The sequence below is a fragment of the Nocardia sp. NPDC055053 genome (genome assembly GCF_053608285.1).
On record NZ_JBSGVD010000013.1, the window covers coordinates 66,654 to 83,526 of the forward strand.

The following is a 16,873-nucleotide window of genomic DNA, read 5'->3' on the forward strand; positions in this document are numbered from 1 at the left end:
ATAGCTATGACGCTCAGCAGACCGGAGCGAATCGATCTCTTGCTGACTCGCCCGCACCGCCAGGAACGCGAACCCTCCCCCAGGGAAGAGCTGCACACGGTCGGCCAGATCGAGCAGACCGTCGTCGACGCCGCGATCGCCATGCTCGCGCCGGGCCAGAAGTTCGCGCTGCTGTGGTCGCTGCAGGTCGGCGAGCACGCCGTGGCGGGCGTGCAGATCAAGGAGCGCGACGGCACGGTCACCAATCTGGTGCCGCCGGTCGAGGTGCTCGAGTACTTCACCGATCACAAGCGCCTGTCCTACGACCCGGCCGTCGGCGCCTGGCTCAGCGCCGAGATCTTCATCGCGGGCCCAACCCGCTACAAGGCGACCTTCTCCACCAGTACCGTCCCGGACTGGATGCCGGAGTTCTCGGTCGAGGATCTGCGCGCCGAATTCGCCGCCTTCCCCCGCCCCGACGGCGAGATCCCCGACTGGGCCAAAGCCCAGCTCGATTGGAGCGACCGCAAGACGGGATGACCCGGCGCCGTGTCGCGCACAGGTTCGATGGCTAGCATCAACCCCCGTGCTGCGATCTGAACGAGCGTTCACCCGATACCGCCTGATCGCCCTCGTCTGCGGGCTGCTCGGGTTCGTGCTTGCCCTGCTCACGCCGCTGCTGCCGGTGCGGCAGGACCGCGCGAGCCTGGAGTGGCCGCAGGCGGGCGCGACCAGTGTCGAAGCACCGCTCGTGTCGTATGTGCCCCAGCGGCTCGACGCGCAACTGCCGTGCACGATGCTGCGCGACCTGCCGGAGACCGGGGCGACGACGCTGGTCAGCACCATCCCGGTCGCGTCGGGCCAGACCCAGAAGGGACTGACCGTCGCCGTGCGCGACGGTGTGCTCGGAGTGCAGGCGCGCGATGTGCCGATGCTCTCGGCACCGATCGCCGAGATCGCGAACTGCGAGCGCGTCACGATCGAATCCACCATCGCGGCGACCACCGTCGAGTTCGCCGGGGTGACGCGCGAGGACGGCAGCCCGTTCCGCAATACCGTCACCGTCGACAAGCGCCCGCAGATCGTCGGCGTCTTCACCGACCTCGACGAGGCGGCGCTCGCCGGTGCCCGCGTGCACGCCGACATAGACTCCCGGTTCACCTCGACGCCGACGACGCTGAAGCTGGTGACGATGATCGCCGCCGCGGTCGCCACCGTCATCGCGCTGATCGCCCTGCACCTGCTCGACACCTCCGACGGCCGTCGCGCTCGCCGTTTCCTGCCCCGGCACTGGTGGCGGATCACCCCGACCGACGTGGTCGTCGTCGTGACGCTGCTCGGCTGGCATGTCATCGGCGCCAACACCTCCGACGACGGCTACATCCTCAATATGGCCCGCGCCTCCGGCCCGTCGGGCTACATGGCCAACTACTACCGCTGGTTCGGCGTCCCCGAGGCGCCGTTCGGCTGGTCCTACGAACTGCTGGCCTGGATGACCAAGGTCTCCGACGCCAGCCCCTGGATGCGCCTGCCCGCCCTCGCCGCCGGCCTGGTGTGCTGGGCGGTGATCAGCCGGGAGGTGCTGCCCCGCCTCGGCGCTCGCGTGCGCCGCGACAAGGTGGCGCTGTGGACGGCCGGACTGGTGTTCCTGGCGTTCTGGCTGCCCTACGACAACGGCCTGCGCCCCGAGCCGCTGATCGCGGCGGGCGCGCTGCTCACCTGGTGCCTGATCGAACGCGCCATCGCCACCGCCCGGCTGCTGCCAGCGGCGCTGGCGATCCTGGTGGCCGCGTTCTCCCTCGCCGCCGGCCCGACCGGGCTGATCTGCATCGCCGCGCTCATCGCGGGTACGCGACCGGTGCTGATGATCATCATCAAGCGGGCACAGGGTGTGCGGCCGCGCCGGATCGCCGCCGACGAATACGGCGGCGCGGGCAGCGATTCCCCGGGCAGCCGCCGTGCCGAAGCTGCTGGTGCGACCACCACAGGGAGCGAGGCGGAGGCTCGCACCGCGGCGACTGCTGACAGTGCGGCGGGTGCGGGCCGTCGACTCACCTTGGGCGCCAAGATCTTCCGCTACGCCGCGCTGCTGGCCCCCGGCCTGGCAGCAGGCACGATCGTGCTGATCATCGTCTTCGCCGACCAGACCATGGCCACCGTCATGGAGGCGACCCGGGTCCGCACCCTCGTCGGCCCCAATGTCGCCTGGTTCGACGAACGCACCCGCTGGGACTCGCTGTTCATGCTCTCCCCCGACGGCTCGCTGGCCCGGCGCTTCGGCGTCCTGGTGATGCTGCTGTGCCTGCTCGTGTGCATCCTGCAGGTCCTGCGCAAGGGCCGCATCCCCGGCACCTCGCGCGGCCCGTCCGTGCGCATCCTCGGCATCGTGTTCGGCGCGCTGCTGCTGATGATGTGGACGCCGACCAAGTGGACCCACCACTTCGGCGTGTACGCCGGGCTCGCCGGTTCACTGGCCGCGCTGGCGGCGGTGGCGGTCGGCGCCAACGGCATTCGCGCACCGCGCAATCGCGCGCTGTTCACCGCGGCGGTGCTGTTCGTGCTGGCGATCACCTTCACCGGCTCCAACGGCTGGTGGTACGTGTCCAGTTTCGGCGTGCCGTTCTGGGACAAGGCGCCGCTGGTGGCCGGCAAGGGCATCTCGACCATCTTCCTCGGGCTGGCAGTGCTCGCACTGCTGGTCGCGCTGTATTTCCATCTGCGCGACCCCTACCGCACGCCGTCAGCGCCGTCGCGTTTCGACCGTTTCGCGACCATGCCGCTGACCATCGCGGCCGCGCTGCTCGTGCTGTTCGAGGTGGCGTCGATGGCCAAGGGCGCCGTCACCCAGTACCCCGCCTACTCGATCGCGAAGTCGAATATCGAGTCGCTGCGCGGCAACACGTGCGGCCTGGCCGACGACGTGCTGGTGGAGACGAATACGGCCGATTCGCTGCTCACCCCGTACACCGGCGCCCCGGCCGACGGACTGAACGCCGAATCCACCGGCTTCACCCCGAACGGCGTCGCCGCCGACCTCACCGCCGATGCCGACGAGACCGTGGTCGGCGGCGCGAACTCGGTCGACACCGACTCGGCCAACAAGACCACCAACACCACCGGCGCCGGCACCGGCGGCGGCACCAGCGCCGAGTCCGGCCTCAACGGCAGCACCGTCGCCCTGCCCTTCGGTCTCGACCCGGCCCGCACGCCCGTCCTCGGCTCCTATCAGGACGGCGTGCAGCAGCAGGCGAAGCTGACCTCGCAGTGGTACCGCCTCGACCTCACCAGCAGCTTGCGTGACGACCCCGCCTACCAGGCACTCGTCGTCACCGCCGCGGGCCGCATCCGCTACGTCGACACCGACGGCGTCGTGCACTACGGCCAGGACCTGCGCCTGGAGTACGGCACCCGCGCCGCCGACGGCGCGGTGACGGTGACCGGTTCGGTCGAGCCGCTCGACATCGGCCCCGCGCCGTCCTGGCGCAACCTGCGTGTGCCCCTGGACCGGCTGCCCGACGGGGTGAACGCCGTCCGCCTGGTCGCCACCGACAACGACATCACCGGCAAGCAGTGGCTCGCGGTGACCCCGCCCAGGCTGCCGAAGCTGGCCACCCTCGACTCCGTCGTCGGGCAGACCGACCCGGTGCTGCTGGACTGGCACGTCGGCCTCGCCTTCCCCTGCCAGCGCCCGTTCGACCACCACGACGGCGTCGCCGAGGCGCCGCAGTGGCGGATCCTGCCCGACCGGGTCGGCTCGGACGCCTCCAACGCCTGGCAGGACGACATCGGCGGCGGCCCGCTCGGGTGGACAGGTCTGCTGCTGAAGGCCGAGACTGTCCCCACCTATCTCGATCATGATCTGGGCCGGGACTGGGGCTCGCTGGAGCGGTTCACGCCGTATCAGCCCGCGCCACCCGCCGAGATCTCGGTGCGGGTCGTCGAGCAGTCGGGACGGGCGAAGGAGCCGGCGATCCGGGCGCAGTAGTGAGTGGCGGGGCCTCCAGGCCGCGCCCGCGCACCAGCGCGTGTGACTCTGCCAGCGTAAGGGCAGCGACCGGGCAGTTGTGCATGGACGGCGCGAAAATCCTAGCGGCCGTTAGCATTTCGTGTACGTGAAACGCCTGTAAATGTGAGCCGAATGGCCTTCCCCCGCGCGTTTCAGCACGTACCCTGATGGGTATGACAGGAGCCTTCGATGACATGGATCTGGGAGATCTCGTCGAGCTGCTCAGCGACGACGAGAAAAAAGAACTACGACCGGCGGTGATGCGGGTATTGGATAGATTGCCTTCACAAGAGGTGTTACGTCGCGACCTCAACCGTCGCATGCTCAACGTTTGACTCCTGCACCCCTCCACGACCGAAAGGCGCGGACCACCTGAGTGGCCCGCGCCTTCTACTTTGTTCCGGTCAGAACACCCGCAGTGGACCGGGGGTCCACAGGCCGCTGCGCGGGGCGGTGTCCGTCGCGAGCTGGGCGGGCTCGGCCTTGAGGTACTGGTTGTAGCGTTCCAGCGAACCCCAGTCGCGGGCCCAGTCGTCCTTCAGGTAGGTCGGGATGGTGACCCGGCTCGCCAGCATCTGCGAGAAGCCGAGCGGGCCGCCGAACTCCTGGGCCTGCCAGGTGTCGGTGGACGAGATCGCCAGCGGACGGTCCGGCAGGATGCGGTAGTTCGGCACCTCGGCGACGCCGTTGTGGTGCGCGAACGGCCGCTGGCACGGGAACTGCAGCCCGACGGCCCAGTCCAGCAGCACCGGCTGGGTGCGGCCGATGAAGGTGTCCAGCGTCTGCAGCTTCGGGACGCGCGGCGGGGTGAACGCCAGCCACTGGTCACCGATCAGGATCGGGTCGTTGGCGACGATGCGGACCGCGTTCGCCTCGGCGGGCAGGTCGGACACCGGCACGCGCAGGTTGCGCCATGACGGGAACGGGCCGATATCGCGCGGCAGGTAGGTGCCGAGCGTGGTGACGCTGCCGTCGGGGTTGCGGGCGCCGTACTCGACGAGCAGCGACTGGCCGTACTTGTCGGCGCCGGAGTCGTCCCTGGAGGCGATGCGGCCCGCTGCCGAGATCACGACCAGCGGCGAGTTGTCCGAGCGGGCGGGCAGCCCGTACCAGGCCGACTCCAGGTGCGCGGGCTGCTGCACGCCTTCCTGGTAGGAGCCGAGGATCGGGGTCTGCGCCGGGTCGAGCCCGAACGGCAGCGCGACGGTCGACCCGTTGACGCCGAGCGCGCCCTCACCACCGCCGGTACCCGCGCTCTCGCCCTCGGCGAAGGCCGCGCCGACCGACTGGTTGCTGGTGTTACCGGTGCCCGGCTTCACCTCGACCGCATCGGCCGACAGGTCGCCCGGCACGCCGTTGGGCGTGAAACCGACCGCTTCGGTGCCAGCGAGCGGATCGTTCGCGTCGGTGAACGGGCGGGCCGGATCGACGATCGGGTCGAGCCTGCCGCTGTTCGGATCGGATTCGACCAGCACGTCGTTGGCGAGACCGCAGGCATTGCCGCCGACGGCGTCGAAGTTGGAGCGGGCCAGCGAGTAGCCCGGGTACTGCTGGGTGGCGCCCTTGACCAGCGAGAGCACCTCGAACAGCACCATCAGCCCGACCACGATGGTCAGCGGGATCGCGGCGAACTTGCGGATTCGCCTGCCACGCTCGGTCTTCGCCGACGGCACCGGTTTCACGTAGTCCTCACGCAGCGCGTACCAGCCGACCAGGGCCAATGCCACGCCGAACAGGATCAGCATCACCGTGTTGGAACGGACGCCACCCAGCGAGATGGTCTTGTCGAACCATGGCACGCCGTAGCTGGACACGTACCAGTAGCCGTTGATGCCCGAGAACGACAGCGCGAGTACGAACAGCAATCCGGCAAGGAAGATGGCCCGGTTCTTCCGCGAACGCAGCGCGCTCTGCGACACGGCCACCGCCGTCACCGCGGCGAGCGAACCCGCGATGCCCGCGTACGCGCCGAAGTGGTGGGTCCACTTCGTCGGGTTGAACATCATGAAGAAGATGGTCCCGAAGACGATCCCCATCAGCCGCCAGGTCGGGCCCGACGCGATGCCGGGCACCTGACGGCGGCGCAGCAGCACCAGCAGCGTGGTGAACAGGCACAGCAGCATCACCAGGAAGGCGAAGCGCCGGGCCAGCGAGCCGTCGACGGTCTCGACGAACATGTAGTAGTAGCGCAGGTAGTCCTCGTACCAGGCCAGGTTCGGGCCGGTGGCCTGGCGCACCCGGTTGGCTTCCTGGATGCCGGCGAAGGTCTGGTCGCCGTAGACAACGACGAGCACCAGCAGACCCGCCGAGCCGATCGGGGCGAGCAGCGGCAGCGTGCCGAACTGGCGGTGCCTGCGCACGATGATCCGCACCAGCGGGCGGATGCCCGCCAGCAGCGCGGCCACACACATCAGACCGGTCGGGGCGGCGGCGAGGGTGAACGCCGCGATCAGCACCGCGATGCCGGCGGGCAGCAGCCTGCCGGTGGCGATGGCGCGTTCGATCGAGACCCAGGTCAGCAGCGCGCCGAGGGCGACGATCGGCTCCGAGCGCAGGCCGTTGTCGAACGGCAGCCAGAAGGCGAGGAACACCAGGCCGCCGGTCCACAGCGCCACCTGCGAGCGCTTGACCGCGTTGCCGAGGCGGGGCACCACCTCGCGGCTGATGACCATCCAGCACAGGATTCCGCACAGCAGCGCGGGCAGGCGCACCCACGGGCTGGCCGTGGAGATTTCGGCGAAGACCTGGATGACGTAGTAGTACCAGCCGAACGGCGCCTCGGGCACGCCGTACCAGCGGAAGTAGTTGGCCGTGTAGCCCGCGTCGGGCGCGACTCGCACCATCGACAGGATGTAGCCGTCGTCGGAGGTGTTGGCGCCGACGAAATGCCAGACCAGCAGGGTGCCGATGACCGCGCCGTCGGCCCAGGTCGGCTTCAGCCAGTTCTTCGGCAGGAACCGGCGGTGCCCGCGCCCGTCACTGCCGTCGAGCACGGCCAGCGCGCCCAGCGCGAGCAGGGTGCACAGCACCGCCGCGATGATCGCGATCAGCTTCACCAGCGACGGGCTGGAGGAGAACCGCGAGTCGATCGTCGAGGTCAGCGACAGGCCGTCCGGAACGGCGCCCTTGAGATCGGAGAACACGCCGACGATCTGCGGGCGCAGGTCACCGGCGAGCTGGCCCTGCACCGGCGCCTGCACGGTCTCGACCGCGCCCGGCTGACCGGCGATCGGCCGCTCGGTCTCCTTGGTCATGCCCCGGAATTCCGCGGTCGTGCGGTTTTGGTCGGAGCTGATGACGATCGCTGAGCACTGGTCCATCGCCGCGCGGTCCGCCGAGGCGACCACCGCGTTGCGATCGACCACGTCCACCGATGTGTCGGAGACGCGCACGAACAGCGCCTCGAGCGCGGCCCGGTCGCCCTGCGGCGGCGCGGTGGCCAGCAGCATGCCGCCCTGCTCCGGCAGCGTCGCGACCGCCGAACACGGGATGGTGGCGTTCAGGTCGATCGGCACCTGCGACATCAGCGGTGCCTGGATATTGCCGAGCTTGCCGTTCTGCGGCCAGTTCAGCTGCGCGGTGGTCTGGGTGACCGGCAGGAACGGCGTCGCCACCGCGAACAGGGCGCCGAGGAGCCCGGCGACCAGCGCGATCCATCGCGCGATCCGGAAGTCCTTCGCGGAGGCCACCGGCGCGGCGGGCGGCTTGGTGAGAACAGCAGTTGCGGCGTCTGGCACGGTGGGCATCGTATCCGCACCCTCTTACTTGTGAGGGGTCGCACGCCATGCCTGTGAACATGCGGGGCGCCATGGTGTGAAGCTCAAGCGTTTCATTAAGGGTGCGACGTGGGCCTACCCGGCCGAGCGGCAGGCCGGCGCGAGGCGACCAGGCGTTTCAGCGCTATGCGAATTCGCTATCGATCCAGGTCCGAACCCAGCGCTCCGCGGACAGCCGAGCGCGACACAGGAGTTTTTCGATGTTACCAGTGTGCACGGTGCATATAGATAAAAAATGCAGTAACCGTTACGCGCGGTAACAGACCCGCATAATAAAGGCGATCCGGGCCGGCGTGGCTTGATTCGCGAAGGTTTCCGCACAAAATGGTAGGCGCGAACAATGCACTACCAAAAATTGCCTTTCGTATTCTTGAACACGACAGCTTCACATCGCGTAGCTGTCGATTTCAGCAAGGAGTACGCAATGTTCGACAATCAATTCTTCGCGCGGGCGACACTGGTCACCGCCGGCTGCCTGGTCGCCGCGACGACCTTCGGCATGGGCCCGGCGACGGCCGCGGGCTCGACCACCGTTGCACCGGCGGGCGCGGCGGTCTCGGCGACCAATGTGGGCACGGTGAAGGCGGTCGCCGGTGGTGTCAGCATCACCTGCACCACCTCCGCCGCCACCGGCGCGGTGCCCGCGGCGCCGAACAACACCAACCCCAGCGGCCCGATCACCGTCCCGATCAGCGCGCCCACCTTCACCGGCTGTACGACCAGCATGTGGGGCGTGAGCGCGACCGTGACAACCAGTGGCAGCTGGTCGATCACGGGCCAGAACGGCACGCCGATCGCCGGGACCATCAATATCCCGCAGGGCGGCATGGTCATCCAGACCAGCGGGCTGGCCTCCTGCAAGATCGTCGTCGCCCCCACCGCGGCGGCGAGCCTCGCCGGCACCTGGACCAACGGCAACCCGTCGACGGTGCAGGCGACCAATGCCCCCGCCCCGATCAAGGTGACCGGCAGCTTCGGCTGCCCGACCAGTGCCACGACCGGTCAGGTGACGGGTAAATACGCCGTGAACAACACCACAACCCCGTCGGTGCCGATTACCGTCGGTCCGTGATTCGTCGCACCGAAGTCGTCTCGAATTCGGTGCGCCGAATGGTTTCGCAATAAAGAACCCGCGTGCGCCTCAGGCACGCGGGTTCCTTGAAAACTATATCCGATCATCCGAACGCACACCGCATGCCGGTGGGTGGATTTTGCCGTGCGTTGCGCATCCGTCAGTTCGTTCGGCACCACCGATCCGGACCCCACTCCCTTCCGGGGCTCTCCCCTCCCTAGACTCGACTCCATGACCAAGGTGAATCTCGAAACCAACCACGGAACGATCGTGCTCGAGTTGGACGACAAGGCCGCGCCGAACACGGTCGCCAACTTCGTGAACTACGTGAACGCGGGCCATTACAACGGCACCGTGTTCCACCGCGTCATCCCCGGTTTCATGGTTCAGGGCGGCGGGTTCGAGCCCGGCCTGAAGCAGAAGCCCACTCAGGCGCCGATCCAGAACGAGGCGACCAACGGCCTCAAGAACGACAAGTACACCGTCGCGATGGCCCGCACCAACGACCCGCACTCGGCCACCGCCCAGTTCTTCATCAACGTCTCCGACAACGCCTTCCTCAACCACACCGCCCCCCAGGGCCAGGGCTGGGGCTACGCCGTCTTCGGCAAGGTCTCCGACGGCACCGACGTCGTCGACAAGATCGCCGCCGTCGAGACCGGCAACGCGGGCCCCCACCAGGACGTCCCCGTCGCCGACGTCATCATCGAATCCGCCACCGTCTCTTAATCGTTCGATGCTCTGAAAGGTCGCTACCCGTCGGGTGGCGACCCTTTCAGGACAGATTCTCGCTGGTCAAGCCGACTGCGGCGACCAAGCACGGCAACGACTTGTGCCCGGTAGGCTGGGCGCATGTCAACTCCCCGTCAAGAGCCTCCTCGGCTCGTCACAGTCGAGGAATTTCTTGCCGGGCCGCCGGAGTTGTTCGGCGAGGTTCACGACGGGGTGACGGTCGAGTGCATAGCACAGGGTCCGGTGCATGACCGCGTCGTCCACCGACTTCGTTCCGCGCTGGAGTACGCCGTCGACCCGAAGGGCCCGTGTCGGGAGGTACACAGTGACACGCCGATGCGGCTGGCCGACAGCGACAACCCTGACCCCGAGCGTCGACTGCGTGCCCGGTATCCGGATCTGATTCTGCGGGATTGTTCCGACGGTCCCTACGATGCCCAACACGTGGCAAGCCAGACGCTGCTGGTGGTCGAGGTGACCTCGGCGGGCACCATCGATGCTGATATCGGGATCAAACGCGAGCTGTATGCCCGCGCAGGAATTCCGGTGTATCTGATCGTGCATTTCGACAAGGACTGGCAGCTGATCACCATAATCGAGGAGTTGCGCCTCGACTGGTCCGGGCGCCGCTACGTCGGCCATGGTCAGCACACCGATGCGTTGGTCCTTACCGAGCCGGTCAAGATCGCGGTGATGTTCGAGGATCTCCAGAGTCAGCTACCGCGCCGGTAACGCTACTTCCACGTGGTATAGGCCGTTTCGGCGGCTTGGTCGCCGCGCGTAACCACCCGTCGCCGAGGTCTTCATCGAATCCTCTTCTGTCGCATAGTCTTCGGGCGCCAACTCGGGGCGGATCGCTTAATCCGGCCGAGCCTCAGGATCGGAACCACATCTCATCGACAGGGGGCATCAAGCACCGCGCTTCATCATCGACGCGACGATGGCTTGATCCTCCAGTCCGTCTGCCACTCGGTTGAAGCCTGCCACGGAAAGCCAGGTGTCCAGCTGGCCGAGAGTCCCCAACGTCGGCTTGTTTGTCGAATCGTGCCGGAGCCCTCGCGATGCGAGCCACTCGTTCACGTCACGCCACAACCAGAGGCCACCTGCTGCCAGATTCGTCGGCAGCGGGAACGGCTGCGTTCCGCACCGCTCGCCCCGCACCCAGTTCCCGACTGCTTGACGAGTGACTTCGGCCCGATCCGCGATGTCTTGCCTGGTCACCAGGTCTGCGTAAGTACGGAGAACGGTGATGCCGACGGACTCGAGTACCTGCACGGCGTGGACACCCGCAGCAAAGGCCGACGCGGCCGCGGCGGTGACCGTCATCAACGTCAAGCCGCTATGGCGCTCGACGATGCAATCGAGGCGGGCTTCGACCAGCCCGATTTTAGGGTCGAACGCATCCACGATCCCTTCGACCACAAACATGAACTCGAAGTCCTCGACAGCTTGCGTCATGGCTCTATGGTCGCCCCCACCAGCACTGTTGTCAAATGTAAACAGATCATCGCATGAGCTCATGCTGGTCAGGACACCGCTGCGCCGCGCGCTTGATGCGGGCTGCCGCCGCGTCGGGATCTCGGACCGTTCCGCCGATGGTGATGAAGGTGCCGTCTGGACCGCATGGGCAGTACAGCGCAATCTTGTGCCCTTGCCGCCGGATTCGGAACCCGCGCACCTCGACGAGTGCCGCGATTACTACATAGATCGCCTTATGAACCTCTTTGCGGATCTGATGTGGCGGGATCTGATCCCAGTCGTCGTTCGTCACAACCATCCGCTCCGATTCATTTGAGAGGCTCGGTGTAGAACCCCGAATGGAGCACCCAGGGGTGCCGGTGTCGTAACCATCCCTGCCCGCTTCCCCGCACCGAACCCCGATTTGCGTCCTCGGCCAACACAATTGGCCCCACGCCTGTTGGCGTGAGGAAGGCTGGACCCAGTCGAAGGTGTGCACTCCCGAACCGACCAGGTGCGTACGTGCGAGGCGTACGACGAAGGTGCTCGCAGGAGGCTGGTGTCAGGGTTGTCTGTCCCTCGGTCGGGCTCTCCGATAACGACCGACAGGAGCGGCCTGAGCCCAGGACACGACACAGTGAGGCCGTCGCCAAGGGCAGACTTCACCCATGAAACGACGAAAGCCCGACGCACGGTGCGCCGAGCTGTTGCATGTAGGATTTCGCCCTACGGTGCGAACAGCCTGTAACTGTTTCGTACCTAGGCCGTTCGGTGAGTTCCAGCTCACCGGGCGGCCGTTCTTGTTCGTGTGACGCTACACACCGCAGACCATCTGAGCAACTAGCGAGTTCCCGCTCTGGCCAGGGGATTCCGCGAACACAGCTCGCCTCGCGACTTCCCCGCTGACAGTCGTGAGCAGCGCACCCATGCCTGCGCGTTCGATGAGGTGTTCGACTGCTCGGCCGCGAAGACCAGCCGACACCGCATATGTGCCCGCTTACGACACCACGCTGCAGCGGCCCTCCCATAGAGTTGGGTGAAATTCGGGGGCCTACCGGCTCCGCATGTGGAGAGCACAAAGTTGCCCATAGGGACTTGGAGTGGTGTGCGAAGCGCTGGTGCGATCGAACTCGTTCGCGTGCAACTACCAACCGAGGCGCTGCCCGACAGCGAAGTGGTCTGGGGTGAGAAGCGGCGTTTCAACCCCACACAGGGGGTGCGGTTTCTGGCGCGACAGGTCGTGAGCCTGCCGATACAAGAAACTGGTCATCGCCCTGCTGGAACTTAAGAACGAGATCGCCAATACTATGTCCAAAATATTCCTGAAGGGTCCGGCAGCAGTTTTCGTTCTCGATGATTTGGTGAAAACAGTGGGCACGATGCAGACCAAGATTTTCAATATATTCAGCGAGTGTGCAACTATGGCACAAGCCAACATGATCGCCGGAAATAATATTGCGGCAGAAGTTTCGACCCAGTCGGGCCTACCGTTCAACAGCTGGCCGTCTATTCACGTCCAAGCCGTAGGAGTAGACAGCGAAGGAAAGCCCCGCCCGTATGATCTCGACTATGCCGATGCCAGCGTGCTTGATGGCGATGGTTCGGACTGGAAGCATAAGCCGAGTACCTAATGAATAGACTAGCAACACCGGCCATCGGCATGTTGATAGTGGCGCTCTCTTCAGCATGTACCCAACCGATAGCAGTACCTACCGACACCCCGCCTACCTCAATAGATTCAAAAATTTCGACTGTGCGGGAACTATGCAACACTTTATCAAGTTTCTTTGCCGATGACCTCGGCGTCCAGAATACGCAAATACGGGCACTCGATGATCTCGAATCGCCGATTTATAGAACAGGCATCTGCTTCATAGATTCGAATTCCGAAGTGGTCGGATCTGCTTCAATCGGGCTGGTACGCGACCCGAAGGAAATTCGACCTCCAGGTCCGACCATGCGACAAATGAGCGGGACGTCGGAGCCAGCCTGGGTGCTCGATAATCGGCCCGGCGGGCTTGTAACAGTCGTTACTAGAACGAAAGAACGGGAAGGGACGGTCCAGATCCATGAAGACCACGCACAGACTTCAGGCGGCCGCCTTACGCTTACCGATGAACAATTGCAGGCGGTTGCCGAGCTTTCTATCAGATTGACTCATTACCTGCAGCCGTAGCGCTCCGAATTTCCTTCGCCGAACAGGCCACACGTGGTCGATTCGTGAGAAGGCTGAACCTGCCCCTGGTGTCGGTCATACGTACCAACCGTCGCCACACTCAGTGGCTGTTCAGTCGTGGACTTGTCGAGCGAACGTAGCCGGTAGCTCGGTGCCGATCGATACTCGTTTGGGGTCGGAGGGAACCGATCGGGGTTGGGTGCGCCGGTCACGAACTGCCGGGCAGCGACGCCGTAGGCAGCTCTCACACGCGAGCTCCGGTAGAGTCGCTGCCCATTAACAGAGAATGCGGCCGTGGGGGAACCAATCGGCCGTCCGGTGCGTCCAAGTCTTTGAGAGCACGTGGTTCGCCGAGGAACTGGGAGAGTTGTGCGTAGCACTGGGATGATGCGGGTGGCTGTTGGCGCTGTCGTGGTCTCGGCTGCAGCCAGTGGTTGTGGGCACGGTGGGGAGACTGGGTCTGCGCAGCCGACGACGCGGGATCTGGACAAGATCGTTGTGTTCAACGTGTGTAGTCAGTTGGGTGATGACGTGCTGCGGGATGCAGGGCTCGATCCGACGACGAAGCGTGTGCTGACCGATCCACCCTCGGGCCCGTCAACATGGCGAGTCTGCAACTGGAAACCGATTGATGACCGCTACGGCGCAGGGCTCCGACGGGTCGACGTGTTCTCCACGAGCCACACGCTCGCTGAGACTCGAGCCAAGGACAGTTTGACTGGGGTCCAAGAAACGACAGTTGGCAATCGGGCTGGGCTGACGTTCCGTGAAAAGAACGACCCGGAGAGCTGCTATGTGGCCTTCGAAGCAGACCAGGGCATGTTCGAGGTGTCCGTTGGATGGCTGGGCAACGAAGGTCCTCGTGGCGGCGACCTATGCGATATGGCAGCGAAGCACGCGGCGGCTCTCGAGCCGCATCTTCCGAAGTAGGGGTGGGTCTCGTGACGGATCAAGCGACATATTGGCGGAATCTCAAGCAACAAGCCGTTTCCGGCAATTTTCGGATGGAAGAGGGCCTCGGCGAGTCCCTGCGCGCCGCCTGTGAGCTGTATGTTTCCGACCTGATCAACCTGCAGCGCGATACCAAAGGGTTGGAGCATCTCTCCGGCTGGGGCGGCCTCGAAACGGCCATCATCCTGAAAGCCAAATTCGAGGCGAAGGCCGTTGCGGGCAGCAAGGACGACCCCAACGACTCCGCCGACAAGCGCCTGGCTTCCCACATCGAGATCGCCCAGCTCATGCGCGACACCTTCGCCGCCGCGATCGGCAAACTCCAAGCCGTCGACGGGCAGAACGCCGCCGGTATCGCCGCGACCGGACAGGGGATCTGATGCCGCTTCCATTGATCGCGCTCGCGGTCGTCGCGGTCGGTGCTGTCGCTGCCGAGGGTAAGGCCATCTACGACGACTACAGCACCTCCTATGACGAAGCCGAGGCGCGGGGAAAGCTCGGTGAGGCGGCGAACAACGAGGTCAGTGGTGATCGCACGATCATCCAGTCCGAGCGGGCACGGCTTGAATCCGGGTTCGACGGGACGTACTCGACGCCGGTGCTGACCGGCAAACTGGACGACTTTTCCACGCTCAGCCATCAGCAGATCTGGGACGCGTTGAACGGCAGCGGCGATCAGCCGGGCGTTTCCGCTGGTGAGATCAACGCTGGTGCCGATGGCTGGCGGCGGTTGGTGACCGGGATGTCGGACGCGGTGACCACCTTCCGCACCCGCATCGACACCGCGATCAATGAGGGCTGGTCCGGTACCACCGCGAATGCCGCGATCGACGGTGTACGCGGCTACGCGACCGAGGCCGAGAAGCTGCCGACGACGTTCCAGATGGTCGCCAATGGCATCGACCTGATGGAAGGTGCACTCCTACAGGCGAAGATGGCGATCGACAAGCCCAAAGAGCTGTCCCTCGACGGAAAGCTGACTGCCTGGATTCCGGACGGCGGAGTGCTCAAAGACGAGCAATACCGCATTGACGAGGCCGAGCGCGCCGCGCAGGAAATTCTGGAACGCGTGTACAAGCCGCAAGCTGTCACCGCCGACGAGAAGACTCCGGTCCTGGCCGTGCCGAAGAATCCGATCGGTGACGGCGGCCTACCCGTAGACACCGGCAACGGTGGCGGCTCGAACGATGGTGCCGGCAACGGTTCCACCGGCAACGGGGACCAAGGCACACCGCAGACCACTCCGCAGACGGCGACTCCACAATCCACCAACCCGACGACCGACACCCCGGACGACGACACCGACGACACCGACAACAACGCTGACGACGACAGCTCCGGCGACGACACCTCCCCCGCAGCGGCGACGCCTAGCACCGATCCAACCAATCCCGCTGCGACACAACAGAACCCAATAGCAAATCCGAATACCGGCGCCCCCGGTACCGGCACACCCGGTTCGGGCGGATCACCCGGCACCGGATCACCCGGCCTCGGCGCGACGGCGCAATCCCCCGGCGCTGGTCGCGCCGTACCCGGCTCACCGTCGGCGGGCAGCCCCGCCGCAGCCGCTGCGGGCAGGGCAGCCGCCGCTGGTGCGCGCGGCATGTCCGGCATGCCGGGCATGATGGGCGGCGGCGCCGGACGTGGCGGCGGCAGCGACGACGAGAACGAGCACAAGACCCCGGACTACCTGATCCAGGATCGCGAACACGAACTCATCGGCCAGCTTCCACCGACACTGCCGCCGGGCGGGGTGATCGGCGCATGACCGCACCCGGCATGCGCTGGCAGCTGGACGGTCTCGCCTTCACCATCGCACTCGAGGCAGTCGGCCGCGACCGGCTTCCCTACCCATTGCGCTACAAGCCCGAATTTCGTGAAACCACAGAGGAATTCGCATCGAGACGGGCACGCAGCGCGCGACGCCTGCAACAGATCTACGACGAGTCCTTCCACCGCGCACTGGAAGTTCTGCTGGAACCGCGAACCCGGGTGGAGATTCAGGGGCTGCACGGACCGCAGCAGGATCAGGTCATCGGTATTCACGCCGGGATCGTGGCGTCCGAAGCCGTTGTCGCCGTTCAGTTCTCGGCACGCGATCGCCGTGGCGGCGGTGACATCTTCCTCAGCTGCCATCCCGCTCACGAGGTGGCGCAGGCGATCGTCACCCACCTACCCCACTGCGCAGGCGGTACTGAGCCCCGCTTCGAAGGCAGGCGCAGCGACCTCGACGCGCCGGTGTACTCCCGACACCCCACCAAACTCTCCGACACCGAACGCCTGCAACGTTTCCTGAAACGCCCCCGCACCGGAACCGGCGAAATCACCGTCTACCCCGGCTTCGAGATCGACGCCCGCCCCACCGATGACGGCAGCGGTTTCCTCTGGCTGGACTACCCGGGCGACGGCCGCTACCTGATGCAGAACCACGACAGCGAGAACTTTACGGTCATCCCGGGCTCACCCGAGGAAATCGTGCGTCGCCTGCGCGCTCGCATCACCAGCGTCTCCGACCGCGCGGCCCGTGCCAGCGGCCACCTCCGTTAACCCGCGGTCACCCAGGCCTTCAGTGGCTCAGAATCGAGGGTGACGCGACCGGGTCTGGCAGGGGAATTCCAGCGCCGAACGGCTGGATCAGCATCTGGCACCGACCGCAGGCCCACCGCCCACGCAGTGCCGGTACGCCGCATGTCGCTTTCCAATAGCCACGATCGCGCTTT

General features: G+C 65.9%; 14 protein-coding genes. 11 read left to right on the plus strand and 3 right to left on the minus strand.

What is annotated here, in order from left to right; all coding sequences use genetic code 11:
* Window positions 1–6: 6 nt before the first annotated feature.
* The 3 genes from ACWF82_RS16130 (at window position 7) to ACWF82_RS16140 (ending at window position 4,320) form a co-directional block, all read left to right on the plus strand.
* Entirely contained in the window at window positions 7–519 is a 513-nt protein-coding gene (locus tag ACWF82_RS16130) for a hypothetical protein (protein ID WP_452501839.1), read from the plus strand.
* 46 nt (window positions 520–565) lie between these two features.
* Entirely contained in the window at window positions 566–3,964 is a 3,399-nt protein-coding gene (locus ACWF82_RS16135) for an arabinosyltransferase domain-containing protein (RefSeq protein WP_452501841.1), read from the plus strand.
* Between the two features lie 194 nt (window positions 3,965–4,158).
* A complete protein-coding gene (locus ACWF82_RS16140; RefSeq protein WP_189032574.1) occupies window positions 4,159–4,320 on the plus strand; it encodes a hypothetical protein in 162 nt (53 codons plus the stop codon).
* Window positions 4,321–4,389: 69 nt separating this feature from the next.
* On the opposite strand, the gene ACWF82_RS16145 is transcribed toward ACWF82_RS16140, so the two are convergent.
* On the minus strand, window positions 4,390–7,722 hold the full coding sequence (locus tag ACWF82_RS16145) for an arabinosyltransferase domain-containing protein (RefSeq protein ID WP_452502009.1): 3,333 nt from the start codon (window positions 7,720–7,722) through the stop codon (window positions 4,390–4,392).
* 463 nt (window positions 7,723–8,185) lie between these two features.
* Here ACWF82_RS16145 and ACWF82_RS16150 point away from each other — a divergent pair, with 463 nt between their 5' ends.
* The 3 genes from ACWF82_RS16150 (at window position 8,186) to ACWF82_RS16160 (ending at window position 10,297) form a co-directional block, all read left to right on the plus strand.
* The gene (locus ACWF82_RS16150) at window positions 8,186–8,833 is read left to right on the plus strand and encodes a hypothetical protein (RefSeq protein ID WP_452501842.1); all 648 of its coding nucleotides are present in this window, start codon (window positions 8,186–8,188) and stop codon (window positions 8,831–8,833) included.
* A gap of 231 nt (window positions 8,834–9,064) precedes the next feature.
* Window positions 9,065–9,562 carry a peptidylprolyl isomerase gene (locus ACWF82_RS16155; RefSeq protein ID WP_452501844.1) on the plus strand — a complete coding sequence of 166 codons (498 nt, stop codon included), beginning with the start codon at window positions 9,065–9,067 and terminating at the stop codon, window positions 9,560–9,562.
* A gap of 123 nt (window positions 9,563–9,685) precedes the next feature.
* Window positions 9,686–10,297, plus strand: a complete 612-nt coding sequence (locus ACWF82_RS16160) for a Uma2 family endonuclease (protein WP_452501845.1) — start codon at window positions 9,686–9,688, stop codon at window positions 10,295–10,297.
* Window positions 10,298–10,474: 177 nt separating this feature from the next.
* Here ACWF82_RS16160 and ACWF82_RS16165 read toward each other — a convergent pair whose 3' ends face one another.
* Window positions 10,475–11,023: a helix-turn-helix transcriptional regulator gene (locus ACWF82_RS16165; RefSeq protein WP_452501846.1), complete on the minus strand. Its 549-nt coding sequence runs from the start codon at window positions 11,021–11,023 to the stop codon at window positions 10,475–10,477.
* Window positions 11,024–11,069: 46 nt separating this feature from the next.
* A complete protein-coding gene (locus tag ACWF82_RS16170) occupies window positions 11,070–11,336 on the minus strand; it encodes a hypothetical protein (protein WP_452501848.1) in 267 nt (88 codons plus the stop codon).
* 994 nt (window positions 11,337–12,330) lie between these two features.
* Here ACWF82_RS16170 and ACWF82_RS16175 point away from each other — a divergent pair.
* From ACWF82_RS16175 to ACWF82_RS16195, 5 genes are all read left to right on the plus strand, one after another.
* A complete protein-coding gene (locus ACWF82_RS16175) occupies window positions 12,331–12,654 on the plus strand; it encodes a hypothetical protein (protein ID WP_452501850.1) in 324 nt (107 codons plus the stop codon).
* Window positions 12,655–13,592: 938 nt separating this feature from the next.
* Window positions 13,593–14,129 carry a DUF3558 domain-containing protein gene (locus ACWF82_RS16180; RefSeq protein ID WP_452501851.1) on the plus strand — a complete coding sequence of 179 codons (537 nt, stop codon included), beginning with the start codon at window positions 13,593–13,595 and terminating at the stop codon, window positions 14,127–14,129.
* 11 nt (window positions 14,130–14,140) lie between these two features.
* A complete protein-coding gene (locus tag ACWF82_RS16185; protein ID WP_452501853.1) occupies window positions 14,141–14,530 on the plus strand; it encodes a hypothetical protein in 390 nt (129 codons plus the stop codon).
* Entirely contained in the window at window positions 14,530–15,921 is a 1,392-nt protein-coding gene (locus ACWF82_RS16190) for a PPE domain-containing protein (RefSeq protein WP_452501855.1), read from the plus strand. The genes ACWF82_RS16185 and ACWF82_RS16190 overlap by 1 nt, the downstream gene beginning before the upstream one ends.
* Window positions 15,918–16,700 carry an ESX secretion-associated protein EspG gene (locus ACWF82_RS16195; protein WP_452501857.1) on the plus strand — a complete coding sequence of 261 codons (783 nt, stop codon included), beginning with the start codon at window positions 15,918–15,920 and terminating at the stop codon, window positions 16,698–16,700. The genes ACWF82_RS16190 and ACWF82_RS16195 overlap by 4 nt, the downstream gene beginning before the upstream one ends.
* Window positions 16,701–16,873 lie beyond the last annotated feature (173 nt).